The organism is Streptomyces sp. SAI-127 (assembly GCF_029894425.1).
In the GTDB taxonomy this organism is placed as follows: Bacteria; Actinomycetota; Actinomycetes; order Streptomycetales; family Streptomycetaceae; genus Streptomyces.
Genome location: NZ_JARXYJ010000001.1, coordinates 5,356,454 through 5,382,542 on the forward strand (window position 1 = coordinate 5,356,454; position 26,089 = coordinate 5,382,542).

The 26,089-nt window shown below is 71.0% G+C and carries 21 protein-coding genes, 2 tRNA genes and 2 pseudogenes; 16 read left to right on the plus strand and 9 right to left on the minus strand.

The window, feature by feature from the left end; genetic code table 11:
- Positions 1 to 139 precede the first annotated feature (139 nt).
- The 6 genes from M2157_RS24525 (at position 140) to M2157_RS24550 (ending at position 6,223) form a co-directional block, all read left to right on the plus strand.
- Positions 140 to 454, plus strand: a complete 315-nt coding sequence (locus M2157_RS24525) for a hypothetical protein (RefSeq protein WP_280858788.1) — start codon at positions 140 to 142, stop codon at positions 452 to 454.
- 776 nt (positions 455 to 1,230) lie between these two features.
- Positions 1,231 to 2,169, plus strand: a complete 939-nt coding sequence (locus tag M2157_RS24530; RefSeq protein WP_280868265.1) for a bifunctional MaoC family dehydratase N-terminal/OB-fold nucleic acid binding domain-containing protein — start codon at positions 1,231 to 1,233, stop codon at positions 2,167 to 2,169.
- Positions 2,166 to 2,555: a MaoC family dehydratase gene (locus M2157_RS24535; RefSeq protein ID WP_280858787.1), complete on the plus strand. Its 390-nt coding sequence runs from the start codon at positions 2,166 to 2,168 to the stop codon at positions 2,553 to 2,555. The genes M2157_RS24530 and M2157_RS24535 overlap by 4 nt, the downstream gene beginning before the upstream one ends.
- On the plus strand, positions 2,552 to 3,718 hold the full coding sequence (locus M2157_RS24540; protein ID WP_280858786.1) for a lipid-transfer protein: 1,167 nt from the start codon (positions 2,552 to 2,554) through the stop codon (positions 3,716 to 3,718). Before M2157_RS24535 ends, M2157_RS24540 begins: the two co-directional genes overlap by 4 nt.
- Positions 3,719 to 3,864: 146 nt before the next feature.
- The gene (locus M2157_RS24545) at positions 3,865 to 4,422 is read left to right on the plus strand and encodes a SigE family RNA polymerase sigma factor (protein ID WP_057609235.1); all 558 of its coding nucleotides are present in this window, start codon (positions 3,865 to 3,867) and stop codon (positions 4,420 to 4,422) included.
- 121 nt (positions 4,423 to 4,543) lie between these two features.
- Complete coding sequence (locus M2157_RS24550) at positions 4,544 to 6,223, plus strand: long-chain fatty acid--CoA ligase (RefSeq protein ID WP_280858785.1); 1,680 nt, start codon at positions 4,544 to 4,546, stop codon at positions 6,221 to 6,223.
- 101 nt (positions 6,224 to 6,324) lie between these two features.
- Here M2157_RS24550 and M2157_RS24555 read toward each other — a convergent pair whose 3' ends face one another.
- Complete coding sequence (locus M2157_RS24555) at positions 6,325 to 7,518, minus strand: MFS transporter (RefSeq protein ID WP_280858784.1); 1,194 nt, start codon at positions 7,516 to 7,518, stop codon at positions 6,325 to 6,327.
- Positions 7,519 to 7,651: 133 nt separating this feature from the next.
- On the opposite strand from M2157_RS24555, the gene M2157_RS24560 reads away from it, so the two are divergent.
- Positions 7,652 to 8,233, plus strand: a complete 582-nt coding sequence (locus M2157_RS24560) for a TetR family transcriptional regulator (RefSeq protein WP_280866211.1) — start codon at positions 7,652 to 7,654, stop codon at positions 8,231 to 8,233.
- A 726-nt stretch (positions 8,234 to 8,959) separates the two neighbouring features.
- Here M2157_RS24560 and M2157_RS24565 read toward each other — a convergent pair.
- Together M2157_RS24565 and M2157_RS24570 are read right to left on the minus strand one after the other, a co-directional pair.
- The gene (locus M2157_RS24565; RefSeq protein WP_280866212.1) at positions 8,960 to 13,633 is read right to left on the minus strand and encodes a PAS domain-containing protein; all 4,674 of its coding nucleotides are present in this window, start codon (positions 13,631 to 13,633) and stop codon (positions 8,960 to 8,962) included.
- Between the two features lie 171 nt (positions 13,634 to 13,804).
- The gene (locus M2157_RS24570) at positions 13,805 to 14,233 is read right to left on the minus strand and encodes an SSI family serine proteinase inhibitor (protein ID WP_280858781.1); all 429 of its coding nucleotides are present in this window, start codon (positions 14,231 to 14,233) and stop codon (positions 13,805 to 13,807) included.
- Positions 14,234 to 14,386: 153 nt separating this feature from the next.
- Between M2157_RS24570 and M2157_RS24575 the strand changes: the two genes are divergently transcribed.
- Together M2157_RS24575 and M2157_RS24580 are read left to right on the plus strand one after the other, a co-directional pair.
- A tRNA-Ser gene (locus M2157_RS24575) sits at positions 14,387 to 14,477 on the plus strand.
- A 188-nt stretch (positions 14,478 to 14,665) separates the two neighbouring features.
- A tRNA-Arg gene (locus M2157_RS24580) sits at positions 14,666 to 14,738 on the plus strand.
- A gap of 77 nt (positions 14,739 to 14,815) precedes the next feature.
- On the opposite strand, the pseudogene M2157_RS24585 reads toward M2157_RS24580, so the two are convergent.
- A pseudogene (locus M2157_RS24585) lies at positions 14,816 to 15,190 on the minus strand (tyrosine-type recombinase/integrase); the annotation flags it as partial.
- A 286-nt stretch (positions 15,191 to 15,476) separates the two neighbouring features.
- On the opposite strand from M2157_RS24585, the gene M2157_RS24590 reads away from it, so the two are divergent.
- Positions 15,477 to 15,884, plus strand: coding sequence for a hypothetical protein (locus tag M2157_RS24590; RefSeq protein ID WP_280866213.1), 408 nt, complete (start codon positions 15,477 to 15,479; stop codon positions 15,882 to 15,884).
- Positions 15,885 to 16,094: 210 nt separating this feature from the next.
- On the opposite strand, the gene M2157_RS24595 is transcribed toward M2157_RS24590, so the two are convergent.
- From M2157_RS24595 to M2157_RS24605, 3 genes are all read right to left on the minus strand, one after another.
- A complete protein-coding gene (locus tag M2157_RS24595; protein WP_120051740.1) occupies positions 16,095 to 16,322 on the minus strand; it encodes a hypothetical protein in 228 nt (75 codons plus the stop codon).
- A 308-nt stretch (positions 16,323 to 16,630) separates the two neighbouring features.
- Positions 16,631 to 18,166 (minus strand): alkaline phosphatase family protein, encoded by a 1,536-nt coding sequence (locus M2157_RS24600; protein ID WP_280866214.1) that lies wholly within the window; start codon positions 18,164 to 18,166, stop codon positions 16,631 to 16,633.
- A 643-nt stretch (positions 18,167 to 18,809) separates the two neighbouring features.
- Positions 18,810 to 19,010 (minus strand): hypothetical protein, encoded by a 201-nt coding sequence (locus M2157_RS24605; protein WP_280866215.1) that lies wholly within the window; start codon positions 19,008 to 19,010, stop codon positions 18,810 to 18,812.
- Between the two features lie 211 nt (positions 19,011 to 19,221).
- On the opposite strand from M2157_RS24605, the gene M2157_RS24610 reads away from it, so the two are divergent.
- Positions 19,222 to 19,707 carry an NUDIX domain-containing protein gene (locus M2157_RS24610; RefSeq protein ID WP_280866216.1) on the plus strand — a complete coding sequence of 162 codons (486 nt, stop codon included), beginning with the start codon at positions 19,222 to 19,224 and terminating at the stop codon, positions 19,705 to 19,707.
- Between the two features lie 243 nt (positions 19,708 to 19,950).
- Here M2157_RS24610 and M2157_RS24615 read toward each other — a convergent pair whose 3' ends face one another.
- Positions 19,951 to 20,508: a GtrA family protein gene (locus tag M2157_RS24615; protein ID WP_280866217.1), complete on the minus strand. Its 558-nt coding sequence runs from the start codon at positions 20,506 to 20,508 to the stop codon at positions 19,951 to 19,953.
- A gap of 155 nt (positions 20,509 to 20,663) precedes the next feature.
- A pseudogene (locus M2157_RS24620) lies at positions 20,664 to 21,153 on the minus strand (MarR family transcriptional regulator).
- Between the two features lie 101 nt (positions 21,154 to 21,254).
- Between M2157_RS24620 and M2157_RS24625 the strand changes: the two are divergent.
- The 5 genes from M2157_RS24625 to M2157_RS24645 all read left to right on the plus strand — a co-directional run bounded on the left by M2157_RS24625 (position 21,255) and on the right by M2157_RS24645 (position 26,085).
- Positions 21,255 to 21,632: an HGxxPAAW family protein gene (locus tag M2157_RS24625; RefSeq protein WP_280858777.1), complete on the plus strand. Its 378-nt coding sequence runs from the start codon at positions 21,255 to 21,257 to the stop codon at positions 21,630 to 21,632.
- A 539-nt stretch (positions 21,633 to 22,171) separates the two neighbouring features.
- Positions 22,172 to 23,047 (plus strand): DUF2797 domain-containing protein, encoded by an 876-nt coding sequence (locus M2157_RS24630; protein ID WP_280866218.1) that lies wholly within the window; start codon positions 22,172 to 22,174, stop codon positions 23,045 to 23,047.
- An 18-nt stretch (positions 23,048 to 23,065) separates the two neighbouring features.
- Positions 23,066 to 23,557 (plus strand): hypothetical protein, encoded by a 492-nt coding sequence (locus M2157_RS24635; protein WP_280858775.1) that lies wholly within the window; start codon positions 23,066 to 23,068, stop codon positions 23,555 to 23,557.
- A 144-nt stretch (positions 23,558 to 23,701) separates the two neighbouring features.
- Complete coding sequence (locus M2157_RS24640; protein ID WP_179332490.1) at positions 23,702 to 24,442, plus strand: response regulator transcription factor; 741 nt, start codon at positions 23,702 to 23,704, stop codon at positions 24,440 to 24,442.
- The gene (locus M2157_RS24645; RefSeq protein ID WP_280866219.1) at positions 24,439 to 26,085 is read left to right on the plus strand and encodes a HAMP domain-containing sensor histidine kinase; all 1,647 of its coding nucleotides are present in this window, start codon (positions 24,439 to 24,441) and stop codon (positions 26,083 to 26,085) included. The genes M2157_RS24640 and M2157_RS24645 overlap by 4 nt, the downstream gene beginning before the upstream one ends.
- Positions 26,086 to 26,089 lie beyond the last annotated feature (4 nt).

A 26,089-nucleotide genomic window follows, 5' to 3' on the forward strand; every position in this document is an offset into this window, starting at 1 on the left:
GCTCTGGTTCGCCGGGGATTCGGTGGGCAATTCTGATCTCGCGACGTCGTGCACAGCACCGGGGTGGTCGGCCAACTGCCCTGGAAACAGCCTCACTTGACGTACTACCGGCAACAGGCCGGGTTCTGGAGGAAACACCATGGCAAGCATCCGTACCGCCCGCGTCATCGCCGCCGTCTCCGCCCTCCCGCTCGCCGCCGCACTCTTCACCGGCGTCGCGGCGGCGGACAACGGCGGCTTCGCGGACAACGGATCGAACGCGGGTGTCGCGAGCATCGTGGGCAGCGGTGTCGGGCGCGACAACAACGGCAACTCGTCCACCACGCAGCAGAACGCCGTCGGCTCCGGTGCCTCGGCACAGAGCAACACGGCGCAGGTCAAGGGCTCCGCGTTCACGGCGGTAAACCAGGGGAACAACAACACATCCGTCAACTTCAGCCCGCTGTGGTGGTGATGCGCGAGGGCTGACCGGCCCTCGGCGGGGTGGGATTCATGGGGGGCTTCATGGGGTGGGACACGTCCGCGCGGCGGTGCTTCGGCGCCGCCGCGCAGGCGTGTTCGCGTGCGCGGCGACGGCCTTGACACCGCGCTGCATCTGACGGACAGTCAGGAAATCTTGCGGACAAGGAGGTTGCCGTCATGGGCGACGATCCGGACACCCCGCCGCCTCGGCCGGAGGCCTGCGATCCGGACGACTCGGCGGCCCGGCCGAAGCCTTACGGTGCGAACGACTCGACGGCAACGCCGGGCCCCCGGGACCCGAATGCCGTGGCGGCACGGCCGCAGTCCGGCGACACGGACGGCCCGGCAGCTCGGCCGTCGGCCCGTGGTGCGGACGGCCTGAGGGCCCGGTCGGAGACGCGTGGCCCGGACGCCTCCGCAGCTCGGCCATCGGCCCGTGACGCGGACGGTCTGAGGCCTCGGCCGCCAGAGACGCGCCATGCGGAAACCACCGGAGTCCGGCCGCAGACCGGCAACACGGACCACCTGACGCCCGAGCCGGAGACGCGCCATCCAGACACCTCTGCAGGTCGGCCGCGGGCCGGTGACGGGGACGGCCTGGCAGTTCGGCCGCAGGCCCGTGACGCGGACAACCTGACGCCCTGGTCGCGGCCCCGCCACCCGGACGCCTCCGCAGCGCAGTCGGAGGGCTACGGTCCGGACGACCCGGCGCGCCTGCCAGTGCCCCGCCACCCGGACGCCTCCGCAGCCCAGCCCCGCGCCCACGACCTGACGCCCCGGCCCAACCCCCACCCCCCTGCAGACAACCTGCTGACCCGGCTCAAGGCCTACGAAGGGCACCCCGCCGCCGTCGCCGGAGCCGGCAAGGACCCCGTCAACCTCCCCATGATCCGGCACTGGTGCGAGGCTCTCGGCGATGCCAACCCGGCCTACGCCGGCCCCGACGCCGTCGCCCCGCCCACCATGCTCCAGGCCTGGACGATGGGCGGTCTGACCGGGCACACGGGCAGGTCATCGGCGTACGACGAACTCCTCACCCTCCTCGACGAGTCGGGCTGCACCTCGGTCGTCGCCACCGACTGCGAGCAGGAGTATCTCCAGCCCCTGCGCCCCGGCGACCGGATCACCTTCGACACCGTCATCGAGTCGGTCTCGGACCGCAAGAGCACCAAGCTCGGCGCCGGCCACTTCGTCACGACCCGCACCGACGTCCGCGTGGGCGAGACCCTAGTCGGCACCCACCGCTTCCGCATCCTCAAGTACGCGCCCGCACAACCGAAGAAGACCTCCCCCCGGCCCCGGCGCCCCCGCCCCGTCGTCAACCGTGACAACGCGGGGTTCTGGGAAGGCGTCGAACAGCACCGACTCCTCATCCAGCGCTGCACCGCCTGCGCGACCCTCCGCTTCCCCTGGCTCCCGGGCTGCGCCCACTGCGGCGGCCCCGACTGGGACACGGTCGAGGCGAGCGGCGAGGGGACCGTCCACTCGTACGTCGTCATGCACCACCCGCCCTTCCCGGCCTTCGACCCTCCCTACGCCGTCGTGCTCGTCGAACTCGCGGAGGGCGTACGGATGATCAGCAACGTGGTCGGGACGCCGTACGACAAGGTGCGGATCGGGATGCCGGTGCGGCTCGTCTTCCGGACGTACGACGGTGATCTCACCCTTCCCGTCTTCCGCGCCGACCCCGAGGAGGCCGCCGTATGAGAACGGGCGACGAGCTGCCACCCCTCGAGATCCCGATCACCCGCACGCTGATCGTCGCGGGCGCTATCGCCTCCCGGGACTACCAGGACGTGCACCACGACCCGGAACTGGCCCGGCAGAAGGGCTCCCCGGACATCTTCATGAACATCCTCACGACGAACGGCCTGGTGGGCCGCTACATCACCGACCACTTCGGACCACGGACCGTGCTCAGGAAGGTGGCCATCAGGCTGGGGGCGCCCAACTATCCGGGGGACACGATGGTGTTGACCGGAATCGTGGAGACCGTCGAAGACACCACGGCGACCGTCCGGATCGTGGGGACCAACGGCATCGGCAAGCATGTGACCGGGACGGTCACCTTCTCGATGAGGGACGCCGAATGAGCGCACGCGCGCGTGACGCGCTCGGGGGCCGGGCCGCGATCGTCGGCATCGGGGCCACCGAGTTCTCCAAGGACTCCGGCCGCAGCGAACTGCGCCTGGCCGCCGAGGCGGTCCGCGCGGCGCTCGACGACGCGGGGCTCACGGCGGCCGACGTGGACGGCATGGTGACGTTCACGATGGACACCAGCCCGGAGATCACCGTCGCCCAGGCCTGCGGGATCGGTGAGCTGTCCTTCTTCTCCCGCGTCCACTACGGCGGCGGCGCGGCCTGTGCGACCGTCCAGCAGGCGGCGCTCGCGATCGCCGCGGGCGTGGCCGAGGTCGTGGTCTGCTACCGCGCCTTCAACGAACGCTCCGGCCGCCGCTTCGGCTCCGGCGTCCAGCACCGCGAACCCTCCGCCGAGGGAGTCGCCCTCGGCTGGTCCCTCCCCTTCGGCCTGCTCACCCCGGCCTCCTGGGTGGCGATGGCCGCCCAGCGCTATCTGCACACCTACGGCCTCGGTCCGGAGGCCTTCGGTCATGTGGCGGTGACGGACCGCGCGTACGCGGCCACGAATCCGGCCGCCTGGTTCCACGGTCGCCCGATCACCCTCGCCGACCACGCGGCCTCCCGCTGGGTCGTCGAGCCGCTCAGGCTCCTGGACTGCTGCCAGGAGACCGACGGCGGCCAGGCGATCGTCGTCACATCCCTCGCACGCGCGCGTGCCCTCCCCCACCGGCCCGCCGTCGTCACGGCCGCCGCCCAGGGCGCGGGCCGCGCCCAGGAACAGATGACCAGCTTCTACCGCGACGATCTCACCGGCCTCCCCGAGATGAACGTCGTCGCCCGCCAGCTGTGGCGCACCTCCGGCCTGACCCCCCAGGACATCGACGTGGCAATCCTGTACGACCATTTCACCCCGTTCGTCCTGATGCAGCTGGAGGAGTTCGGCTTCTGCGCCCGGGGCGAGGCCGCGGACTTCGTACGCCGGGCCGGACTCCCCCTCAACACCCACGGCGGCCAACTGGGCGAGGCCTACCTCCATGGCATGAACGGCATCGCGGAAGCCGTACGCCAACTGCGGGGGACGGCCGTGAACCAGGTGCCGGAGGCGGAGCGCGTGCTCGTGACGGCCGGGACAGGGGTACCCACGTCCGGGCTGGTGCTCGCCGTGGACGAGTAGCCCCCAGGGGTAATCCCGCAGTAGATGCGCCCTCCTCGTCCACCTTCAGGAGGTGCAGTCAGCCCCACCTCTACAACCTGAGGGGGAGTCTTCTTCGGGACCTGTGGCCGATGAGCGGGGGGTGGTCGCGAATCTAGCGTGGAGCCATGACCACACCCGTCTGCACCAGCGCTTCGAAGGCCGCCGTACCGGCGACGCAGACCCTCGCGTACCCCTCGTTCGCCTCGTACGTGAAGGCACGCCAGCCGGTGCTGCTGCGTACCGCCCGGTCGCTGACCGCGAACCCGAGCGACGCGGAGGACCTGCTGCAGACCGCCCTGACCAAGACCTACGTCGCCTGGGAGCGCATCGAGGACCACCGTGCCCTCGACGGCTATGTCCGCCGCGCCCTGCTGAACACGCGCACCTCGCAGTGGCGCAAGCGCAAGGTCGACGAGTTCGCGACCGACGAGATTCCCGAGCCCGATCCCGTGCCCGGCGACGACGACCCCGCCGAGCAGCAGGCGCTGCACGACGCGATGTGGCGGGCGATCATGAAGCTGCCCGCGCGGCAGCGGGCGATGGTCGTCCTCAGGTATTACGAGGACCTCAGCGAGGTGCAGACGGCCGAGGTGCTCGGGGTCTCGGTCGGGACCGTGAAATCGGCGGTGTCCAGGGCGCTGGGCAAGCTCCGCGAGGACCCCGAGCTGGTGCTCGCCCGGTAGGGAACCGTCGGTGACGGCCGGCCGTTGTGAGGGCATCGTGATGTGATCGATCGCCCGGCTCTAGTGACATACCGCGCGGTATGTGCGCAGAATCGGCGCAACCCTTACTACCGCGTAGGCAATGTCGCCCCGGGAGGACGCCGTGCTGAGCACCATGCAGGACGTACCGCTGCTGATCTCCAGGATCCTGACCCACGGGTCGTCGATCCACGGCACCTCACAGGTGACCACCTGGACCGGCGAACCGGAGCCGCACCGCCGCTCCTTCGCCGAGGTCGGCGCCCGCGCCGCCCAGCTCGCGCACGCTCTGCGCGAGGACCTCGGAGTCGCCGCGGACGAGCGGGTGGCGACCCTGATGTGGAACAACGCCGAGCATGTCGAGGCCTACTTCGCGATCCCCTCCATGGGCGCGGTCCTGCACACCCTCAACCTCCGCCTCCCGGCCGACCAGCTGACCTTCATCGTGGGCCACGCGGCCGACCGGGTCGTCATCGCCAACGGCTCGCTGCTCCCCCTGCTCGCCCCGCTGCTCCCGCACCTCAAGACGGTCGAGCACGTGGTGGTCTCCGGCCCCGGCGACCGCACGGCCCTCGAAGGCTCCCACGCGCGCGTGCACGAGTACGAAGAGCTGATCGCCGGCAAGCCCACCACCTACGACTGGCCAGAGTTGGACGAGCGCCAGGCCGCCGCCATGTGCTACACCTCCGGCACCACGGGGGACCCCAAGGGCGTGGTCTACAGCCACCGTTCGATCTATCTGCACTCCATGCAGGTCAACATGGCCCAGTCGATGGGCCTGACCGACCAGGACACCTCACTCGTGGTCGTCCCCCAGTTCCATGTCAACGCCTGGGGCCTGCCGCACGCCACCTTCATGACCGGCGTCAACATGCTGATGCCGGACCGCTTCCTGCAGCCCGCGCCCCTCGCCGAGATGATCGAGCGCGAGCGGCCGACCCACGCGGCCGCGGTCCCCACCATCTGGCAGGGTCTGCTCGGCGAGCTCACCGCCAAGCCCCGTGACGTCTCCTCCCTCACCCAGGTCACCATCGGCGGCTCGGCCTGTCCGCCCTCCCTGATGGAGGCCTTCGACAAGCTGGGCATGCGGGTCTGCCACGCCTGGGGCATGACGGAGACCTCCCCGCTCGGCACCATCGCGCGCCCGCCGGCCCATGTGGCAGGCACGCCCGAGGAGTTCGCCTACCGCCTCACCCAGGGCCGCTTCCCGGCCGGCGTCGAGGCCCGCCTCAGCGGCCCCGGCGGCGAGCGCCTCCCCTGGGACGGCGAGTCCGCGGGCGAGCTGGAGGTCCGCGGCCCCTGGATCGCGGGCGCCTACTACAACGGCCCGGACGCCGAACCGCTGCGCCCCGCCGACAAGTTCAGCGAGGACGGCTGGCTGAAGACCGGTGACGTCGGCACCATCTCGGCCGACGGCTTCCTCACCCTCACCGACCGCGCCAAGGACGTCATCAAGTCCGGCGGCGAGTGGATCTCCTCGGTCGAGCTGGAGAACGCCCTGATGTCCCACCCGGACGTCACCGAGGCCGCCGTCGTCGCCGTCCCCGACGACAAGTGGGGCGAGCGCCCGCTGGCCACGGTCGTCCTCAAGGAGGGCTCCACCGCCGACTTCGAGTCCCTGCGCGCCTTCCTCGCGAGCGACGTCTGCAAGATCGCCAAGTGGCAGCTCCCGGAGCGCTGGTCGATCATCGAGGCGGTCCCGAAGACGAGCGTCGGAAAGTTCGACAAGAAGGTGCTCCGCAAGCAGTACGCGCAGGGGGAGCTGGACGTCACCCAGCTCTGAGACAGCGAGGGGTACGGGGAGCAGGACGCCGCAGCCGGACCAGGGGTCCTGCTCCCCGTACACAGCTGGTTGCCGTCACCCGACAGGTGGCTCAGCAACCGTCACCGCCGTACCGAAGTGGCGAGCCATCCCAACCCCAGCCACACTCCCGCCACGGCGCACACCCCGCCCCAGCCCCACCATCCGAAGGCCGACCCGGCGAGCGCGGACGCCGTCGCACCGCCGGCGAAACCGGCCACGACATACGCCGTGTTGGCGGTGGCCGGGGTCGAGGTCGTCGTCAGGGCGACGGTCTGGTTGGCCACGTGGGAGGCGACCAGGGCCGCGTGGACGGCGATCCCCGCGACGAACAGGGCCCACATGACGTGCCCGCCGAGCCAGAACAACGGCACGGACACAGCGGCGAGCAGATACGCCGACCGTACGACCTTGGCGGCGCCGAAGCGGTCCACGAACCCCCCGGCCAGGGGTGCGACGACGCTGGCCGCCAGCCCGAAGAGGCCGAAGAGCCCGGCGGTCGCGGTCGACAGGCCGTAGGACGGGCCGGTCAGCAGAAGGGCCAGCGAGGTCCACAGCGCGCTCCAGGCGCCGTACATCCCCGCCTGCCGCACGCACGCGCGCCACAGGTCGGGCGAACGGCGGACGACGGAAGGCAGGGCGGTGAGACCCGAGAAGAGCGGACCGGAGCGGCGGACTCGTTCGACCGGCAGGACGTAGGCCGTCGCGAGGCCGAGGACGGCCGTCAGGGCGGCCGCGCCCACGAAGACCACCCGCCAGCCGTAGGCCTGACCTATCAGGCCGCCGAGCACACGGGCCGCGACGATGCCGGTGAACAGGCCCGCGATGACGGCCGCGACATGGCGGGCCCGGCGGTCGGCGGGGGCCCGCTGGGCGACCAGCGGGACCAGCAGCTGGGGGACGACGGTCGCCGCGGAGGCGATGAGGACGGCGGCCGCGAGGGCGGTGGTGCCGGTGGCGAGCGCGGCGGCGGTCAGGGCCGCGGTGGTGACGAGTGAGAGGACGGCGACCAGACGCCGTCGGTTCACGCTGTCGCCGAGCGGGGCGAAGACGAGCAGCCCGAAGGCGTAGCCGAACTGCGCGACCGAGGCGATCCAGGCCACCGCGGAGGGCGTGGAGCCGTAGTCGCGGGCGATGAGGGGAAGCAGCGGGGCCGCGAGGTAGATGTTGGCGGCCGTGACGGCGGTGCAGACGGCGATGAGGACGAGGAGGAGCGAGCCCGCGCGCCGGGCGGGGGCCTGCGTGGACCGTCCTCGGGTGACGGTTGCTGTCGGCATGACCGGGGGACTCCTTCGAGCCAGGTCTAACAACTAACTGGTTGGTTGGAACAGTCCAACAGTCTGGGGTGCCTGTCGATTCCCTGTCAACCAAATAGTTGGTTACTTGACCCGCCCCCTCTACTCTGGCCCCATGGCAGCAGCAAGGGACCCCGAGGCCACCCGGGCCAGGATCTTCGAGGCGGCGGTCGCCGAGTTCGCCCGCTACGGCATCGCGGGCGCCCGCATCGACCGCATCGCGACCGAGGCCAAGGCCAACAAGCAGCTGATCTACGCCTACTTCGGCAACAAGGCGGAGCTGTTCACGAAGGTCCTGGAGAAGGTCATGCTCGACCTGGCGGTCTCCGTCCCCGTCGACCCGGACGACATCGAGGGCTGGATCGACCGACTGATGGACTACCACGCCGCCCACCCCGAGGTGCTGCGCCTCCTCTTCTGGGAGGGAATGGAGTACGGCGCCGGCGAGCTGCCCGACGAGACCGGGCGCCAGGAGCACTACCGGCACAAGATCGCCGCCCTCCAGGACGCCCAGGACCGGGGCATCCTCAGCGACGCGATCCCGGCCCGCGACCTGCTGTTTCTGCTGATCGCCCTCGCCAACTGGGCCGTGGTCGTCCCCCAGATGAGGCGGATCGTGGTGGGCGCCGAGGAGAGCGACCACGAGCGGCTGCGGGCCTCGGTGCGGGAGGCGGCGCGGAGGCTGGTCACGAAGTAGGGGGCCGGGCGGTGGGTGTGCGCGGCACCGGAACGACTGCCCGGCCATGTCCTCAGGCCGTACGCGGGTCCCGCGGGCCATGCCGCGAGGGCGGCGGGTCGGAGGGGATGACGGCCGGTCGGCCGGGACGCGCGGAGCGGGACGGGACGACGTCAAGCCGGTCTACTCGGCCGACCCGGGCGCGGCCGACCAGGTCAACCTGTGGATCCACGAGGGGTCGCTCGCGGAGGAGCTGCCGACGACGGCCGAGATCGCGAAGCCCGGCGCCGAGCCGGCGGAACCGCTGCCCGCGATGGTGGGGCGGCCGTCGGCAACGCGTCCGACGCGGTGTCGCTCGTGGAGGAGCTCCCGACGGCGGCCGAGATCGCGAAGCCGTGCGCCGAGCCGGCGGAACCGCCGCCCGCGGTGGAGGGGCGGCCGTCGGCAACGCGTCCGACGCGGTGTCGCTCGTGGAGGAGCTCCCGACGGCGGCCGAGATCGCGAAGCCCGGCGCCGAGCCGGCGGAACCGCTGCCCGCGATGGTGGGGCGGCCGTCGGCAACGCGACCGACGCGGTGTCGCTCGCGGAGGGGCTGCCGACGGCGGCCGAGATCGCGAAGCCGTGCGCCGAGCCGGGCGAACCGCCGCACGCGGAGGCCGTCGGCCACGTGACCGTCCGATGGCGGTCGGCGTGCGACGGAAAGTGGTTGTACCCGCACCGCGGCCGGGTCGACGACCGCGGCCGGTCCTAGTTGGTGCCGATCCGCGCCAGCAGGTCCACGATCCGCGACTGCACCTCGGCGCTGGTCGACCGCTCGGCGAGGAACAGGACCGTCTCACCGGAGGCCAGCCGAGGCAGATCGGCCTGATCCACGGCCGCGGTGTACACGACCAACGGGGTGCGATTCAGCTGCCCGTTCGCCCGCAGCCAGTCCACGATCCCGGCCCGCCGCCGGTGCACCTGCATGAGGTCCATCACCACGAGGTTCGGCCTGAGCTGCCCCGCGAGCGTCACGGCATCCGTGTCACTCGCGGCCCGCGCCACCTGCATCCCCCGCCGCTCCAGCGTCGCGGTCAGCGCCAGCGCGATCTCCGCGTGCTCCTCGATCAGCAGCACGCGCGGCGGGTGCTGCTCGCTGTCCCGCGGCGCCAGTGCCTTCAGCAGTACGGCGGGATCGGCGCCGTACGCCGCCTCCCGCGAGGCCTGCCCGAGCCCGGCGGTCACCATGATCGGCACCTCGGACGCCACCGCCGCCTGCCGCAGCGACTGGAGCGCGGTCCGCGTGATCGGCCCGGTCAGAGGGTCCACGAACAGGGCGGCGGGGAACGCCGCGATCTGCGCGTCGACCTCCTCGCGCGACTGCACGATCACCGGCCGGTACCCACGGTCGCTGAGCGCCTGCTGGGTCGTCACGTCCGGCGCGGGCCACACCAGCAGCCGCCGCGGGTTGTCCAACGGCTCCGGGGGCAGTTCGTCGTCCATCGGCTGCGGCCGCGGGGTGTGCGGGATCTCGACGGCCCCGCCGGGACCGTCCAGCGGCTCGGGCCCCTCGGCGGCGTTCTCGTCGGGCGCCCCTATGGCGTACGACCGTCCGGCCGCCTCCGTGGCGTGCGCGAGCCGCGACTGCCCGGCCAGCGACGGCTGCGGTGTCTGCGCCGGTGCCGCTACGGCCTGCTCGGCCGCCGGATGCGGACGTGCCCCCGGCTCCGGGGCCGCGGTGGCAGCGGGGTCGGGCCGGGTGCCGAGCTTGCGCCGCCGCCCGGAACCACCGGACTGCTGCGGGGGAGGCGTGGCCGTCCCCGGCTGCTGCACCTGGGCCGCCTGCCGGGTGAACGGGACCCCCTGACCGAGGGTGCGCACGCTGATCGCCCGGCCCTGGGTGGAGTTCGGGTCGACGGGCGCGGCCGCGGCTTCGGCGGGCAGCGGCTGCGCGACCCGGGCCTGCAGGGGCGTGCCGGGCGGCGGAGTGGGCTGACCGGCTTCGGGGGCCTGCGCGAGCTGGGGGGCGGGCTGGTTCGGGGGTACGGCGGTGGCGGCGCCGTTCGCCGGTACGGGTGTGGCGGCGCCGGAGGCGTCGTGGCTGGTGGGCCACGGCTGGGGAGCGGGCGTGGCCTGCGACTGGTCCTGCGCCGGTGCCGGTGCCTGCGGCTGGGGCGTCTCGGCGGGGAGGGGCTGGTTGGGGGCGAGGCCGGGCTGGACCGGGGCCGCCTGGAGGGGCGAGGCCGGGGCGGGTGCGGTCTGCGGCACCAGGCCGACCTGTCCGGTCGCGTTCTGCACGGGGACACCCGGGAACTGGGCGGACGGCACCGCGCCGGGGGCGATCGCTTGGACACCCTGTCCGGGCGCCTCGGCGGGCTGGGCCACGGCCCGTCGGCGGCGACCTGTCGGCGCGTTGGTGGGGTGCGGCTGCGGAGGGGTGTGGTCGTCTGCCTGGTCGTGCGGCACGGCGTCGTGCCGACCGTCGTGACCGTGACCGTGACCGTCGCCGGGGATTTGGGCGAGGCCGTTGGCCGGAACGGGGGCGGGGGTGGGAGCGGCCGTCGGAACGGGGGCCGGGGCCTGGCCGTTCGGCTGAACCTGACCCGGGACCTGTGCCTGCCCCGGTGTCTGGATCTGACCGGGTACCTGTACCTCACCCGGGAGTTGCGGCGAGCCCGGGGCCTGACCTTGGCCGGGGACCTGTGCCTGACCCGGTGCCTGGACCTGGCCGGGTACCTGGCCTTGCCCAGGGACCTGCATCTGGCCCGGGAGCTGCCCGAGGCCTTGGCTAGGGATCTGAGCCGGGCCTGCGACCTGAGCCGGGCCCGCGACCTGGTTCGGCACCTGACCTTGGCTCGGGGCCTGTGCCTGCTCTGGCACCTGGATCTGGCCGGGTACCTGCATCTGGCCCGGGAGCTGCCCGAGGCCTTGGCCCGGGACGTGAGCCGGGGCTGCGACCTGAGCCGGCCCTGCGCCCTGATTCGGCACCTGACCCTGGCCGTGGACCTGAGCTTGCCCCGGGACCTGAGCCTGGCCCGGAATCTGCCCAGGGATCTGCCCCGGCACCGGGGTCAGTCCCGCCGCGGCCGCGTCGTCGGACGGTCGGTCCGCCTCTGCGGGCGGGAGCGCGAACACCGCGCGGGGGGCCGCCTCCTGCGCGGCCGCGCGCTCCGACGCGGCGGCGAGGGCGCGCCGTCGGCGCCCGTCCTGCTGCGGCACGCCCGTGCCGGACGAACCCGGCCCGGCGACCTGGAGCTGCCCCTGCGACTGGCCCGGTTCGGCGGAGCCGCCCGCGGGCAATGCCGCCGGCAGCGCGTGCTGTTCGCCGCCGTCGTGCAGGGCCCGGCGCCCGGTCGGCACGGGCACGCCCTGCGGCGGCACGGTCCCGCCGAGACCGGTACCCGCGGCGGCGGACCCGGCGCCATGCTCGGCGGCCATCATCACGGCACCCTCGGACACACCGGCTTCGGCGGCCTCGGCGCCTTCGGCGGGCCGAGCACGGCGCCGCCCCGTACCGCCGGAGCCGTCCCCGTCGTCGCCGGAGGCCTGCGCCGGTACGGACACGGGCTGTTCCTGCTCGGCCGCCGCCCGCCGCCTGCGCCGCCCGGTGGGCGCCACGGATTCGTCGGTGCCGGCCGGGACGTCGGCGTCCAGGAAGGAGTCGGTGGAGGAGCGCCGGGCCCGCCGCCGCCCGCCGCTCTCGGCAGGGGCGGTCTCCACGGGAGCGGTCTCCACGGGGGCGGCCTCCAGCGCGGCCGGACCGGGAGCAGCGACGGCCCCCGCCCCGCCGCCGATGGGCACTTCGAGGACGTACGCACTGCCGCTCATGCCCGGCACCTCGTGCGTCTGCAGCACACCGCCGTGGGCGCGCACGATCCCGCGCACGATCGGCTCGTGCACCGGGTCTCCCCCGGCGTACGGCCCGCGCACCTCGATCCGTACGCCCTCGCCGCGCTGTGCGGCCGCCACCACGACCGTGTTGTCCATGTAACCGCCCGCGGACACGGGAGAGTTCCCGGTCGCGTCGACCCCGGCCACGTCCGCGATGAGATGCGCGAGCGCGGTCGCGAGGCGCTGGGCGTCCACTTCGGCCTCGATGGGCGGCGCGTGCACGGCGAACTGGACGCGCCCCGGCCCGATGAGTTCGACCGCGCCGTCCACACCGGCGGCGACGACCGCGTCGAGCATGACGTTCGTACGGACGATGTCGTCGGTGCCGGCGTCGAGTCGCTGGTAGCCGAGGACGTTGTCGATGAGGTTGGTGATGCGGGAGTAGCCGGCCGAGAGGTGGTGCAGGACCTGGTTGGCCTCGGGCCACAGCTGGCCGGCGTCGTCGGCGGCGAGCGCGGACAGTTCGCGGCGCAGTTCGTCGAGGGGGCCCCGCAGGGAGCGGCCGAGCAGGGTGAGGAGCTGGTCGTGGCGCCCGGCGAGCGCCTCGTAGCGGTCCTTCTCGCGCTCTCCGAGTGCGGCGTACCGCTCCTCACCGGAGGCGATTTCCTCGTCGTGCTGCTCCTGGAGCTCCTCCAGTTCGGTGATGTGCTTCTGCCGCAGCGCGGTGAGTTCGGAGGCGTGCTCCTCCTCGAGCCGTTCCAGCTCCGCCGCGTGGGCCTTCTCGGCGGCGGTCTTCTCGTCGGCGAGCGAGTCGTAGGGCCGCCGGTCGGTGAAGGTGAGCACGGCACCGACGAGCTGGTCGCCGTCGCGCACCGGCGCGGTCGTCAGGTCCACCGGGACCTTCTCGTCCTTCTTCGACCACAGCACCTGCCCGCGCACCCGGTGCTTGCGCCCGGAGCGCAGGGTGTCGGCGAGCGGGGACTCCTCGTACGGGAAGGGGGTGCCGTCGGCGCGGGAGTGCAGGATGAGGTCGTGGAGCTCGCGGCCACCGAGGTCACTGGCCCGGTAACCCAGTATCTGGGCGGCGGCCGGGTTGACGAGGACGATCCGTCCGTCGGTGTCGGTCCCTACGACGCCCTCCGAGGCGGCCCGCAGGATCATCTCGGTCTGCCGCTGCGACCGTGCCAGCTCGGCCTCGGTGTCCACGGTCCCGGTGAGATCGCGTACGACGAGCATGAGCAGCTCGTCGCCGCTGTAGCCGTAACCGTCGTAGGCCTGCTGGCCGTTCTCCAGATTGGCGCTGGTGACCTCGACCGGGAACTCGGTGCCGTCGGTCCGCCGGGCGACCATCCGGGTCGGCTTGGTGCGCCCGCGCGGGTCCATGTGGTCGGGCCGCCGCATGGAGCCCGGGATGAGCCGTGAGTCGAAGTGCGGCAGCAGATCGAGCAGCCCGCGCCCGACCAGCGCGGTGCCCGGCGCCTCGAACGCCTCCAGCGCGATGGTGTTGGCGTTGACGACGGTCCCATTGGCGTTGACCAGCACCAACGCATCGGGAAGCGCATCGAGTATGGCTGCGAGGCGAGCAGCGCCTCGGGATGGCCTGCTGCTCACGAGACGCTTCCTCCCTGTTACCGCACCTTGCCGACCGCTCGGGCCATCTTGCCAAGGGGCCCGCGACGTGTCACGCGAGGGAGTCTAAGCGCAGCCGTTGTGCGGAGGGTGCTGGATGAGAGGGAGGTCGCACGACGAAGTGAAGTAGAACGTGTGACCGCCTCTCGGTGGCTAGGTGTCCATGCTGGGGAGGAGCGGCACGAACCGGTCCCAGCGCGCGATGTCGCACCCGTCGCTCCGGTCGAACCGGGTGTCCACGGGACGCCCCGCCCAGGTTCCCGTGACGTGGGCGGTGGCGGGACCGCCGTAGAGCATGGTGCAGAAGCTGCCCTCGGGGACGGGAGCGAAGGTGTCCTTCCCCCACCGTGTGTTCCGCTCCAGGACGGCGCAGGCGCCGGCGGGGTCGGGGTGGGTGCCGCGGGTGGGGTGACAGTCGACCTCGAAGGTCCCGTCGGCGCCGTTTCCCGCGTCCCGGACGGTGACGGTGAGATGGTCTCCGCCGTCGGTGTAGGCCGACGCGGGGGTGGGGGCCAGGGCGGCGAGGAACAGGGGGAGAGGGCTCAACCGGGCGAGCCGGCCGAGCCGGGTGACGTATGACATGCCCTGACTAACGCCGGACGGTGCCGTACGTTGCGCGGAAGCACTTTGCCCTGCGCCCCGCCCGCCTAGTACCGTGGGAACCGATTGGTGGCACGACCTTCGACTGTGTCATCATCTGCACGCACCACTCGCGCTCGCGCGGGCGGCTGTGCGGGAGGCGTCGCCTAGTCCGGTCTATGGCGCCGCACTGCTAATGCGGTTTGGGACTTAAATCCCATCGAGGGTTCAAATCCCTCCGCCTCCGCGCAAGATCACCGAAGCCCCGGTCCAAGCGACCGGGGCTTCGTCGTTGTCCCCTTGCTCAGATGGGTGTTTCCGCAGGTCACAAGGGCTACAGCAAACGGATTTCACATGCGAGCGGCAGTCATGTAATGTTCTTCCTGTCGCCGCGAGCGGCCCGGAAGGGCAAGGAACGGCGAGAAAACAGAACAAGCACTCGTAGCTTAACGGATAGAGCATCTGACTACGGATCAGAAGGTTGCAGGTTCGAATCCTGCCGAGTGCACACAGGTCAAAGGCCCCGGATCACTCCGGGGCCTTTGACGTTTCAGGGGCGTACAGCAGCGAAGTACAGCAACCGCGTCAACCGGTACCGCCCATGGCGTCGGACAGCTGGCCGATCGCGGCGCGCACTTCCTCCTCGCTCGCTTCGGCGTAGACCTCCATCGTCATGGCGATCTGTGAATGCCGCAGGATGCGCTGGGCCACTTTCGGGTGGACCTTGAGCGCGACCAGGAGCGAGCTGCATGTGTGCCGGGTGTTCCGGAGCGGGATGACCCGGAGCCCGGCGCGACGAGCTCGGAGGGCGAACATGCGGGTCATGTTGCCCGGTTCGATCGGCGTGCCGTACTTCGTGGTGAAGATCAGGTCATGGCTTCCCTGCCAGAGCTCCCCGGCGGCTTTCCGGTCGCCCATCTGCTGAGCGCGACGCATCCGCAACGCCTTGAGGCAGAGTGCCCCGGCACCGGGATGGAGGGGGCGCCGTTCCCGGCCGCGGGCGCATCGTGGCAAGCGTTGGGACCTCCCATCCCGTCCACCATCGACCCAGGCAGAGCCGAGCAGACGCGGCCCATGGCGTCCAGGTCGTTCGTACAGTGGCGCGCTCCACCTGGACGCCATGAACCACGCCCGCTCCACGGTGTGTGGGTCGACGGCGGACGGGATGGGAGCAGGGGTGATCAGTGGTTGAGGGGCTAGCTACCCGGAGCCGACTGTTCCCCGTGCCCGCGGGCAGCCCTCTTACATGACGGTCTCGGGCAACGACGAGCAGCGGCAAGCCGAAGACGCCCGTCTGTGGGGGCATTGGCTACACGAAGGAGAGATGCTTTTTCAGAGGGGCAACCTGTTCCTCATCGCTCAATCACTCCTCACTGTCGCGTACAGCACCATTGCGACAGGCGGTGATGGACGCGGGCCAGCGCGAGTGATGGCCATGTTCGGCATCGCGTGCACCGTAGTGTGGCTCTTCGTTGGCGACCGGCACCTCAAATTCTGCCAAGCGATCTATCGGCGTATCCGGGCAAAGCTCCCCGATGTCGATGCCACTGAGGCGGTCTGTCGCAGGCCAGGGCCCACTACGTTGCCGTTCATCGTCTACGGCCTGCCTGCACTGGCCGCAGTGATGTGGATCGTCCTGCTCGTCATCACTTAGAAATCAGGCACAGGGTCAGCGAGACCGCGTGCCCCTCCCGTGCCCGAGAGACCGGGAACTCACGGGGAACCACGGTCACGGACGGGCAGCGTGCACGACGAAGGCCCCCGACCGATAGACCTGGTCAGAGGCCTTCAACCTGCGCGGTGGGTGTGGGATTTGAACCCACGGTGACTCGCGCCACGACGGTTTTCGAGATCGCTCACAGACCTACAGGAACAGTCGGATCGTCTCGTAAGCGAGCGGGTAGAGCGACAGCACGATGAAGACCCAACCGGTGAGCCGGATGACCCCTCCATAGCGTTGTTCCGCTGCCTCTGACGGTGGTCCCGCCCGGGGCTGGTAGAAGCTACTCCGAAACCCTCGGTAGTCCCGGACGATGGCCGTTCCCAGTGCCAAGCCGGGGATGGCGAAGGCGAGGGATTGCAACCAGTCCATGGCCGCACGGTAGTTGGTGCGACAGAGCGATGTCGACGGTGATCCCGGCGGGGACCACCATTAACTGACAGGCTGCGTAAGCCGAACTGGCAAGGGCGCCTAGGTCGTCTGACACCAGCGGCTGACACCAACAAGGGCGTACGGCGCCGATCAACGCCGAACCTCAGCGGCAGCCGGACCGGGGTTCAGCGGACGTTCAACACGGTCGAGAGAGCACCTCGATCGACCTGATAAGGATGAGGCCACAGGTTCAAATCCTGTAAGCCCCCAACAGTGCTAAGCCCCCCTAGGCCCCCGTACGGTCCAGTTCAGCCCTTCAGCTGAGGGAACAGGTTGTCAAGCAGCCCATGAACAGCGTCGAGTGCCTGGACCCCCGTCGCCGTGCCGAGGTCGATGGGCGGTGCCGGCACTCCGAGTTCCGTGCCGATGGCGAAAACTCCGGCGAACAGAGCCTTGGCGTGGCTGCCCAGCGGGGTGTCCAAGGGCACGAGAGACTCGTGCAGCGGCGGGACGGGTTGGGCAGTCACCTCGGGCCAATCCTCCTGGGACCGCGGGGAGTCGAGGGTGAACACGTCTGTGAATGTCCGGGCGGCAGCGTCGCGGGCCGTGAGCGGCGGTCCAAGACGCCACTTCTCGCGCAAGGTGGCGATGACGGACGTGGCCCAATGTTCTTGGTTGACGACCGTGCGGGCCGGGGTCCAGGCCGATACGGCGATGGTGGGGATGCGTACGCCAAGGCGGTTGAAGCGGAAGTCGAACTGGCCTGCCGGGGCACCGGTGATGGGGGCGGGTGCGGCGCCGGGCGGTATGTGGTCGTAGGTGCCGCCGTGCTCGTCGAAGGTGACGAGCAGGGTCGTGTTCAGGTGGTTCGAGCCGTGCGGGGAGGATGCGGTGCGCACAGCGTCGTAGATCCGGGCGAGGAGATCTTCGCCGCCCAGGAGGCTGGACGGTGGGTCCCACACCAGTCCGGGGGCGGCGGACCAGAACGGCGGGTGCATGTCGTTGTGGTCCCAGCCGATGATCTGCGGCTCGATGAAGGAGTACGGGGGCAGCTCGCCCCTTTCGGCGTCCTCGAAGAACTGGTCGGTGGAGAAGAAGTTGGTCGCGAACCGTTGCCGCAGCCGGGGTGCGTGGATGAGGCCGGTGAGGGAGTAGCGCGAGGGCGGGTCGCAGTACACGCGCCATTCCAGGCCCGCCGTGTCGAGGTGGTCGAAGAGGGTCTCGGCCGTGTTGTTGCGGACGAAGTCCGAGCCGTCGCCCATGTTCACGACCTGCCCCGATGCGCTGGCGGCGTGGAAGAAGGATCGGTTGGTGAAGGTCTGAGAGGGCACGTCGCAGAACCAGTGGTCGAAGGTCGCGAAGCCCTTGGCGAGCGATGAGATCACGGGCATCTGCTCGGGTGTGTAGCCCTCCATGATTTGCCGGTACTCCTGGAAGAACGGCTGGCGTCCCGTGCTCGCCCACCAGGTGCTGATGTAGTCGGTCACGAAGCCGTCCATGGTGGGCCGCGTGCCGGCCGGGGGTGCGTTGTAGGGCGGGGCGAGCCCTGCCTGCCCGGGCCGGTCGAGCACGTTGAACAGCTGGGTGTTCACGTGTGGGTACTCCTCGCCCGGATCCAGGCTCGGGGTGTTCATCGAGGTGGCGACGTCGTAGTGGACACTCCCGCGCTCCGGTCCGTCGTCGGCCCAGTCCGGTATCGGGTTCGCCAGGTCCTTGCCCGCGACACCCTCGAACGCATCGACCTCACCGGGTTCGTAGAGGCGGCCGAGCAGGTTGTCGAAGGACCGGTTTTCGAACATCATCACAACAAGGTGGTCGAGGGCGTTCTCGCGGGTCGGAGTCACTGCAACCACCTCGGTATCCCGTGGCCCCCTCCGAACCCACTATTTTCCTCTGACCCGAGCGCGGGCGCATCCTGGGCCCGAGGAAGGCGCCTGGGCCGTCCCTGGACCGTCCGAGCCGACCAACGCTGACAGACGGCACCCACAGGTGACCACCCCCACCCCGCTCTGGCCTGGGCTCCCCGAATTGATCCGCAGCACTGGATTGTCTCTCGGCCACGGATGCGCCAGCAGTACAGCAGCCAAGTACAGCAACCACGGCAACCGACTCCGCCCGGCAGCGTCCTTGAAGGGCCGTAGCGCAACCGGTATGACCGCCACTGACCGATCCACATAGAGCTACGGATCAGAAGGTTGCAGGTTCGAATCCTGCCGAGTGCACAGCAGTTCAAAGCCCCCTCGGGATCATTCCGGAGGGGGCTTTGTCGTGGCGTACGGCCGGTCAGGGACAACAGGCTGCAGGACCGCCGAACCAGATGAATACCACGCCGCCCGGCAGGCTCACGGAGACGTGACCCGGGCGGCGCGTGTGGTCTTCCGGCAGGACCTGGCGACGCTGGAGCTCTGACCCCGCCCTGAACATGAGAGAGGCCCCGGAGTGGATCTCCGGGGCCTCTTGCGGTGGGGGTGATGGCGTGGCACGAGGTCATGCGGCGGTCGTGGCCAGGCCGTGGAAGGCCTGGGTGGTGCGGGGGTGGGCGAGTTCGTCGAGCAGGTGGCGCCAGTCGGGGTCGGCGGCGGGGTGGGCCAGGTCCCAGGCGGTGAGGAGCGGGGCCAGTTCGCTCTCGGGGGAGATCTCGATCGACGGGAAGGCCGGGGAGGTCGGGGAGGACAGCAGCGGGCTCATGGTGTTCCTTCCGGAGGGCGATGCGAGGAGGAGGGCGGTGAACTCGGGGCGGGGCCCGGGGATCCGGGATCCGATGGCGTCTACGATGCCGCCGATTCCGGGACGGCGACATGGAGCCCGCCGCCCAGTCCGGGGTGGGGGCAGCTGTACCTCCAGGGTGTCGGCAGCCCCCAACAGGGCGTTGTCGTACCCCTCTGCGATCGTGACCGTCATGGGCGAACTGGTGGAGCGGGTGGACGAGGAGGACCGGGTCATCGGGGTGGTGGACCGGGCGGAGGCCATCGAGAAGAAGTGGCTGCACCGGATCGCGACCACAATCTGCCGTGATCCGGACGGGCGGATTCTGGTGCATCGGCGGCCGGAGAACGATTCCCGGTTCCCGGGTCAGTACAACTGGCTGGTGGGCGGGGCGGCGGACATCGGGGAGTCGTACGAGGAGGCGGCGGCCCGTGAACTCGCCGAGGAACTGGGGGTGTCCGGGACACCCCGCTTCCTCTTCAAGTTCCTGTGCCGGGGCGAGATCAGCCCCTACTGGCTCGGGGTGCACGAAGTCGTCCTGACCGGGGCGCTCGTGCCCGATCCGGCGGAGATCGCGTGGCACGGCTGGTTCGGCGAGGGCGAGTTGCTGGAGGTCGTCGGGCGGGGGACGTTCGTGTCCGACGGGGTGGAGGCCCTACGGCGTTACCTGGCGGCCTGAACGCCTGGCGCCTTGGCAGGGCCTCCCATGGGCGGGGCGCCCGCCCCCGGTCGAGCCGGAAGACGTACACCCGGACCTCGGTCTCCGGCTCGCTCTCGGGCTGACGGACGACGAGCTCCGCCCCGAAGCCGCCGCCCAGATCGTCGGCGACCAGACGCCGGGCCGTGGACAGGGGCTCCCGCCAGTCTCCGCGCCCGCGCACGACAGGTTGTTTCGGGGCAAGCGATGCGTGGTGACCGTACGTCAGGCGGTGGCGCCCACGGCGGCGTGGGTGAGGACGGGGCGGGGCAGGGGGAGCACAGGGCGCCGAGGCTGGAGCGGGCTCTTGCGGCCGCTCGTGAAGACGAACAGGCGCAGGACCAGGAAGCGGCCGATGCCGGCCAGGCCGGACGCGGTGAGGTAGACGGCCTGTTCCGTGAGCATGCTCGGCGCCGACTGGATGACGTGGAGGAGGAACATCGCGGCGCAGGTGGCGGCGTACGCGGCCGCCGCGGAGCCGGAGGACTGGAGGTGCCGGCGCCAGCCGGGGCGGCGGCCGGTGCCGAAGGTGAACAGGGCGTGGAGCTCGGTGCACAGGAGCGTCGACGCCACGGTGATCACCGCGTTCGCGACCGCCCACGGCATCGTCATCGCCACCAGCGGTACGGCGAAGCTGGAGAGCACGCCGATCCCGCCGCCGCAGACGACGAAGCGGACGAAGGAGGCGAGGGGGCCGGGGGTGGCCGGGGAGGACAAGGATGGCGAGGACGGCGAGGAGGGCGAGGACGGGGACTGGGTCCTGTCGGCCGTCTTCGGCTCCATGGTGTTTCCTCCGGCTCGGCGAGGGCTTCTCGATCCGCCTGATCCGGGGTGGATCGGCTGAGATCAACGATGCCGTCGCGGGCTCGCCGGAACGATGGAGTGCCCTCCCGAATGAGAGGTGGGGCTAGCTCCACCCCCGGGGTGGGGCGGTCCCGCTACTCGCCGTCCGCGTCCTTTGCCCGCAGCTCCTCGATATAGGCGAGCGCGAGGTTCGTCGAACGGCTGAACCAGTCGTGGAGTACGGCGATCTCGTCGGCGGAGTAGCCCGCGAAGACGGCGTCCAGGCGGTCGTAGTACGGCTGGTAGAGGGCGACGACCTTGGCCACGGCGTCGGGCAGCGCGGCGACCCGGACGCGGCGGCGGTCGGTGGGGTCGGGGACGCGGGTGACGTAGCCGCCGCGTTCGAGGCGGTTGAGGATGCCGGTGACCGCGCCGGTCGTGACATGGGCGTGCTCGGCGAGGTCGCCCGCGGTGAGGAGGTCCTCGCCGGCCTTCAGGACGCAGGCGAAGGGAGAGCAGGTCGGTGACGTTCAGACCAAGCCGCTGGGCCATCTCCTGCTGGCCGAGGTGGGCGGTGGCGATGAAGAGGTCCATCGCCTCCCGTGTCTGGGCCGGAGTGGCGGTGGGGCGGGGCTCGGCGGACATCGGGTTCCTGATTCTCTGAGACGTACTGGATTTCTCTTAGCGCGTGAGAGGTTTCTGCGCTAAATTTCTTAGGGTGTGAGGGATCTGGTCGAGGAGGATCTGTGAGTGCACATCAGTATGACGAGGGGCACACGGTCGCGGGGTGGACCGGATTCGGCATCGCGACCGTCGGGACGGCCGTGCTCGGGCTGGGGGTGTGCACGGTGTCCGGTGTCGTGATGACCGGTGGTCTCGCGATCACCGCGGTGGGTGCCCTCGTCACCTGGGCCCTGCACCTGGCCGGCTGGGGCAAGCCACCGGGGCGCCGGCCGCGCGAGCAGTGGGGGATGCGGGTGCGGGACACGAGCGCGCGGCAGGGCCACGTCGGTTGCGTCGGGTGCCGGATGGCGGGGCGGGGAGGTTCGCGGACCCCGGTGGTCGAGCCCAGGGCGGCAGCGACGGCGGAACCAGAACCCGTCTCCGTGGAGTCGGTGGGCTGAACTCCCCGGAGTCCTCGCGTCGCGGCTCCCGCAGACCGGTTTCCGGCTGCCGCGGACCGGTCTCCGGATCCGGCGGGCTGGTCTCCGGCTCCCCCAGGCCGGTCCTCCGGTTCCGGCGGGCTGGTCTTCGGCTGGCGCGGACGGGTCTTCGGTTCCGGCGGGCTGGTCTCCGGCTCCCCCAGGCCGGTCCTCCGGTTCCGGTGGGCTGGTCTTCGGTTGGCGCGGACGGGTCTTCGGTTCCGGTGGGCTGGTCTTCGGTTGGCGCGGACGGGTCTTCGGTTCCGGTGGGCTGGTCTTCGGTTGGCGCGGACGGGTCTTCGGTTCCGGCGGGCTGGTCTTCGGCTGGCGCGGACCGGTCTTCGGGATCCCGCGGGCTGGTCTCCGGCTCCCCCAGGCCGGTCCTCCGGCTCCCCCAGACCGGTCTCCGGCTGCCGGGGAGGGGCTCCGGATCCTGCGGACCGGTCCCCGGCTCCCGCAGACCGGTCTCCGCATACTCGCGTGATCCTCATTGTCAGTGGCGCCCCCTACCCTCGTGAGGGATGGCACAGGCATGGAAGTGCTCGGGGCTGCGGTGGTCGGCGGGTGGGCCCGTGTTGCGGTGGGTCGGCGGTCGGAGCAGCGCGCTGACCTGGGGGAAGCGGGTGGCCTTCGGGGTCGCGGAGGGGGGTGTGCGGACATGTGTGGGAGCGCGGAGGCGTGCGTGTCCGGCGCGGGCCGCGGTGTCGGGGCGGAGCACGGGGGCGCGGTGCGAGGAGTGTGCGCGGCTGGACCGGGCGCACTCCGTGGCCGCCGACACCCTCGCGGACGACCCCCGCCCGTACCGGGTGTACCTGGCGTGGTTCGGGCCCGGCATGGTCAAGGTCGGCATCACGGCGCACGAGCGGGGGAGCACGCGTCTGTGGGAGCAGGGCGCCGTCTGCTTCAGCTGGCTCGGCACCGGTCCGCTCATGGCCGCCCGGCGCACCGAGGAACTGCTGCGGGCGGCCCTCTCGGTGCCGGACCGCATTCCGTACGGCGACAAGCGGGCCGTCCGGTCCGCCCTGCCGGCGTCGGCCGCCGAGCGGGCCGCCGAGATCGCCGAACTGCACGCGCGGGCGGTGACACTGGGCGGCTGGCCCGAGTCCCTGGAGCGCGCGCCCTACGAACCGGTCGATCACGTCGAGGTCTTCGGCCTCGCCGGCCTGCCCGCCGCCGTCGGTGAGGTGAGCGAGCTCGTCGCGGGCGGGTCGGTGGGCGGCCGGCTCATCGCGGCCGCCGGGCCGGACCTGCACCTGGAGACGGAGGGCGGGGGAGTCGTCGTACTGGACACACGGCTGATGACCGGGTGGGATCTGGTTCCGGCCGACGGGGCGGAAATCACCGTGCCGATGAGAGAGTTCAAGGAGAAGCCGGGGGTTCAGGACGGGTTGTTCTGATGAGGGGGAGGGCCGGGGATGGACGTCACCGTGCAGTGGATACGCACGTCGTGGACGAAGCAGTCCCGTGGCGGCGAGGCCGCGACAAGGAGGAACGCGGCTCCGGTCGGCTTCGTTCTGCCGCCGTCCGCGGTGGGGCGCGACGGGGAGCCGTTCGTCCACGCGGTTCGGATGGACGAGCGGGACGACTTCGTGCCGCACGACCACCAGGGCGACAGCCTCAGAGGCGTCGACGTCCAACTCCGTGAGGCGGACGGGCGGTTGCGGGTCCTGCCCAGGGTGAGACCGATGTTCGGGGTGCCGCCCCGGCCGCGGCGGCGTCCGGGCGTGCGGCTCGAGCCCGGGCAGTGGGTGCGGTGGCGGCTCAACTACCGCTTCAGCAGTGCCGTAGGGCTGCGGGACTGGTCGTACTGGCTGGACACCTTCAACATCGCCTACGGCCCGGTCGGCGCCGAGGTGTTCCTCGGCGCGCCGACGGTCCATGTGGACGAGCAGGGGCCTGTCCGGTAGCGGTCGGAGTCTCGGGCGGGTGGCTCTTCCGCCCGTCGAACAAGGGATTCCCCAGGGGTTCCCTGAGAGCCGCCTGTGCGTTTCTCAGGAAAATCACAGATATCCGAAAGGGTGCTCTCAGGGGGCCCCGACATGGTGTTCGCCATGACCACGACCTCGCCCCAGGGGCGCACCGAACTGCTGAGGCCGGACGGGAGCCCCGTCCGGGTGCTTGTGGTGGACGACGAGCTGTCGATCACCGAACTGCTGTCCATGGCTCTTCGCTATGAGGGATGGCAGATCCGGAGTGCGGGAGACGGCCAGGGTGCCGTGCAGACCGCGCGGGAGTTCCGGCCCGACGCCGTCGTTCTCGACATGATGCTTCCCGACATGGACGGACTGGCCGTCCTCGGGCGGCTTCGGCGTGAGCTGCCGGACGTGCCGGTGCTGTTCCTGACCGCGAAGGACGCCGTCGAGGACCGCATCGCCGGGCTCACCGCCGGTGGCGACGACTACGTCACCAAGCCGTTCAGCCTCGAAGAGGTCGTGGCCCGGCTGCGTGGGCTCATTCGCCGATCCGGTGCCGCCGACCGCCGCAGCGACTCCGTGCTGGTCGTCGGTGACCTCACGCTCGACGAGGACAGCCACGAGGTCTCGCGTGCCGGAGAGAACATCCACCTCACCGCGACCGAGTTCGAACTGCTGCGCTTCCTCATGCGCAACCCCAGGCGGGTGCTCAGCAAGGCGCAGATCCTCGACCGCGTGTGGTCGTACGACTTCGGCGGCCAGGCCAACGTCGTCGAGCTCTACATCTCCTACCTGCGCCGGAAGATAGACGCGGGACGTGAGCCGATGATCCACACGCGGCGCGGAGCCGGCTATCTGATCAAGCCCGCCGCCTCATGAGCGGACGACGACGGCCGCGGGCGCAGAAGCGGGCAGGGCGAGCAGGCAAGCCGCGCACGCTGCGGACGCGGCTCGTCGTCGCGTCGGTGGTGCTGATCGCCGTGGTCTGCTCGGTGATCGGCACGGTGACCACGCTGGCCTTGCGGTCACATCTGTACGACCAGCTGAGCGGCAAGCTGAAGGAGGCCTCGTCACGGGCGGCGCCGCGTGAGTTCCCGCCCGGGAAGTTCGCGAACGGCGCCAACGGCAACGGTGACGACAAGAACGGCCAGCTCGGCGCGCAGGGCAACCAGCAGAACACCCCCGCCAAGTTCGTCATCGGCCCGGGGCCGGACGGCACGATCGCGGCCAAGGTGGAGAAGGGCAAGATCACCGACGCCAAGCGCGGGGTGAAGTCGGGCTCCGACCAGAACTTCGGGATGACCGCCGAGAGCCTCACGGCCGCCCAGATCAAGGTGCTCAGCACGGTTCCCAAGGACAACAAGCAGCACAAGGTGGAGCTGCCCGGCATCGGTGACTATCTCGTCCGGTACTCCAGCAACGACACCTCCGCCTATTACGTCGCCCTCCCCACCACGGACGTCGACGCCACCATCGACACCCTGATCCTCGTGGAGGTCAGCGTCACCGCCGCCGGTCTCGGCGCGGCCGTCATCGCCGGTTACGTGCTGGTCGGGCTCGCCACCCGCCCCCTCCGCAGGGTCGCCAACACCGCCACCCGGGTCTCCGAACTCCCGCTCCACACCGGCGAGGTCAACCTCAGCGAGCGGGTCCCCGAGGCGGAGTGCGATCCGCACACCGAGGTCGGACAGGTCGGCTCCGCGCTCAACCGCATGCTGGACCACGTCCACGGCGCCCTGCATGCCCGCCAGCAGAGCGAGATGCGGGTGCGCCAGTTCGTGGCCGACGCCAGTCACGAGCTGCGGACCCCGCTCGCCTCCATCCGCGGGTACGCCGAGCTCACCAGACGCGGCAGGGAAGAGGTCGGCCCCGACACCCGGCACGCTCTGGGCCGTATCGAGTCCGAGGCGGGCCGTATGACGCTGCTCGTGGAGGACCTGCTGTTGCTCGCGCGCCTGGACGCCGGGCGGCCGCTGCAGTTCGAGCAGACCGACCTCATCCCGCTCGTCGTGGACACCATCAGTGATGCCCGAGCGGCCGGCATGGACCACAACTGGCGCCTGGACCTGCCCGACGAACCCGCCCTCGTCTCCGGTGACGCGGCCCGGCTCCAGCAGGTGCTCATCAACCTGCTCGGCAACGCCCGCAAACACACCCCTGAGGGCACGACCGTCACGGCGCGCATCCAGCGGCGCGGCCCCTGGATGTGCGTGGACGTCGAGGACAACGGCCAGGGCATCCCGTCCGACCTGCTCCCGCACGTCTTCGAACGGTTCGCGCGCGGTGACTCCTCGCGCTCGCGTGCCTCCGGCTCGACGGGGCTGGGCCTCGCCATCGTGCAGGCCGTCGCGACCGCGCACGGCGGTGCCGTGACCGTCGACAGCGTTCCCGGGCGCACCGTGTTCACCATGCACCTGCCCGCGCTCGGTCCCGTGACCCCGCGTCCGGCGCCCGAAACGAACTGGCAATCGCACTCACAGGCACAGCACAGCGCCGCCATATGGGTGCAACAGGGGGCTTGACCAG

Excerpts from the sequence above, each read along its gene's own strand:
- M2157_RS24645 (WP_280866219.1), top strand. The coding sequence starts at position 24,439 with ATGAGCGGACGACGACGGCCGCGGGCGCAGAAGCGGGCAGGGCGAGCA.
- M2157_RS24545 (WP_057609235.1), top strand. The coding sequence starts at position 3,865 with ATGACCACACCCGTCTGCACCAGCGCTTCGAAGGCCGCCGTACCGGCG.
- M2157_RS24610 (WP_280866216.1), top strand. The coding sequence starts at position 19,222 with ATGGGCGAACTGGTGGAGCGGGTGGACGAGGAGGACCGGGTCATCGGG.
- M2157_RS24595 (WP_120051740.1), bottom strand. The coding sequence starts at position 16,322 with ATGGACTGGTTGCAATCCCTCGCCTTCGCCATCCCCGGCTTGGCACTG.
- M2157_RS24550 (WP_280858785.1), top strand. The coding sequence starts at position 4,544 with ATGTCGCCCCGGGAGGACGCCGTGCTGAGCACCATGCAGGACGTACCG.
- M2157_RS24570 (WP_280858781.1), bottom strand. The coding sequence starts at position 14,233 with ATGTCATACGTCACCCGGCTCGGCCGGCTCGCCCGGTTGAGCCCTCTC.
- M2157_RS24640 (WP_179332490.1), top strand. The coding sequence starts at position 23,702 with ATGACCACGACCTCGCCCCAGGGGCGCACCGAACTGCTGAGGCCGGAC.
- M2157_RS24630 (WP_280866218.1), top strand. The coding sequence starts at position 22,172 with ATGGCACAGGCATGGAAGTGCTCGGGGCTGCGGTGGTCGGCGGGTGGG.
- M2157_RS24635 (WP_280858775.1), top strand. The coding sequence starts at position 23,066 with ATGGACGTCACCGTGCAGTGGATACGCACGTCGTGGACGAAGCAGTCC.
- M2157_RS24605 (WP_280866215.1), bottom strand. The coding sequence starts at position 19,010 with ATGAGCCCGCTGCTGTCCTCCCCGACCTCCCCGGCCTTCCCGTCGATC.
- M2157_RS24560 (WP_280866211.1), top strand. The coding sequence starts at position 7,652 with ATGGCAGCAGCAAGGGACCCCGAGGCCACCCGGGCCAGGATCTTCGAG.
- M2157_RS24540 (WP_280858786.1), top strand. The coding sequence starts at position 2,552 with ATGAGCGCACGCGCGCGTGACGCGCTCGGGGGCCGGGCCGCGATCGTC.
- M2157_RS24555 (WP_280858784.1), bottom strand. The coding sequence starts at position 7,518 with ATGCCGACAGCAACCGTCACCCGAGGACGGTCCACGCAGGCCCCCGCC.
- M2157_RS24525 (WP_280858788.1), top strand. The coding sequence starts at position 140 with ATGGCAAGCATCCGTACCGCCCGCGTCATCGCCGCCGTCTCCGCCCTC.
- M2157_RS24590 (WP_280866213.1), top strand. The coding sequence starts at position 15,477 with ATGACGGTCTCGGGCAACGACGAGCAGCGGCAAGCCGAAGACGCCCGT.
- M2157_RS24615 (WP_280866217.1), bottom strand. The coding sequence starts at position 20,508 with ATGGAGCCGAAGACGGCCGACAGGACCCAGTCCCCGTCCTCGCCCTCC.
- M2157_RS24535 (WP_280858787.1), top strand. The coding sequence starts at position 2,166 with ATGAGAACGGGCGACGAGCTGCCACCCCTCGAGATCCCGATCACCCGC.